1 protein-coding gene is annotated in these 1,089 nt (G+C 49.2%); it reads left to right on the plus strand.

Annotation, left to right across the window (positions count from 1 at the left end; genetic code table 11):
• Positions 1-8 precede the first annotated feature (8 nt).
• The gene (ilvE, locus tag ACTHUT_RS21015) at positions 9-1,007 is read left to right on the plus strand and encodes a branched-chain-amino-acid transaminase (RefSeq protein ID WP_250599819.1); all 999 of its coding nucleotides are present in this window, start codon (positions 9-11) and stop codon (positions 1,005-1,007) included.
• Positions 1,008-1,089 lie beyond the last annotated feature (82 nt).

Consider the following 1,089-nt stretch of genomic DNA (forward strand, 5'->3'; position numbering starts at 1 on the left):
CAATCATCATGAGCAGACCAGTTCCAGCCGTATTCGGCAGCGTTTTTCACGCTGAAATGCCCGTTATCGCTTATCGTGAAGGTAAATGGCAGCCGGTAGAGTGGCAATCTTCCAAAGACCTGACAATCGCCCCCGGCGCGCATGCCTTGCATTACGGCAGCGAATGTTTTGAGGGTTTGAAGGCATTTCGTCAGGCAAACGGCAAAATCGTGATGTTCCGCCCGACCGCCAATATCGCGCGCATGCAGCAAAGTGCGGATATCCTGCACCTGCCGCGCCCTGAAACTGAGGCTTATTTGGATGCTTTGATTGAATTGGTCAAACGCTCTGCCGAAGAAATTCCTGATGCGCCAGCGGCGTTGTACCTGCGTCCGACTTTGATCGGTACCGATCCTGTGATCGGTAAAGCCGGTTCTCCTTCTGAAACGGCTTTGCTGTACATTCTGGCTTCTCCTGTCGGCGACTATTTCAAAGCTGGTTCGCCCGTTAAAATCTTGGTGGAAACCGAACATATCCGTTGCGCCCCACATATGGGCCGTGTGAAATGTGGCGGCAACTACGCTTCCGCCATGCCTTGGGTGTTGAAAGCCAAAGCCGAATATGGCGCAAACCAAGTATTGTTCTGTCCGAATGGCGACGTTCAGGAAACCGGTGCGTCTAACTTTATCCTGATTAACGGCGATGAAATCATTACCAAACCGTTGACAGATGAATTCCTGCACGGCGTTACCCGTGATTCCATGCTGACTGTTGCCAAAGATTTGGGCTATACCGTTACCGAACGCAACTTTACCGTTGATGAGCTGAAAGCAGCTGTGGAAAATGGTGCAGAGGCGATTCTGACTGGTACGGCTGCAGTCATTTCTCCGGTAACTTCTTTCGTGATTGATGGCAAAGAAATCGAAGTGAAGAGCCAAGAGCGCGGTTACGCAATCCGTAAGGCGATTACCGACATTCAATATGGTTTGACAGAAGATAAACACGGCTGGTTGGTCGAAGTTTGTTAAATAGAACGCATTCAATAAAAAAGGCCGTCTGAAATATTTTTTCAGACGGCCTTTTTTTATTGGTTTTTAGATGGTGAAAGCA

The sequence above is a fragment of the Neisseria sp. P0022.S010 genome, assembly GCF_051956635.1.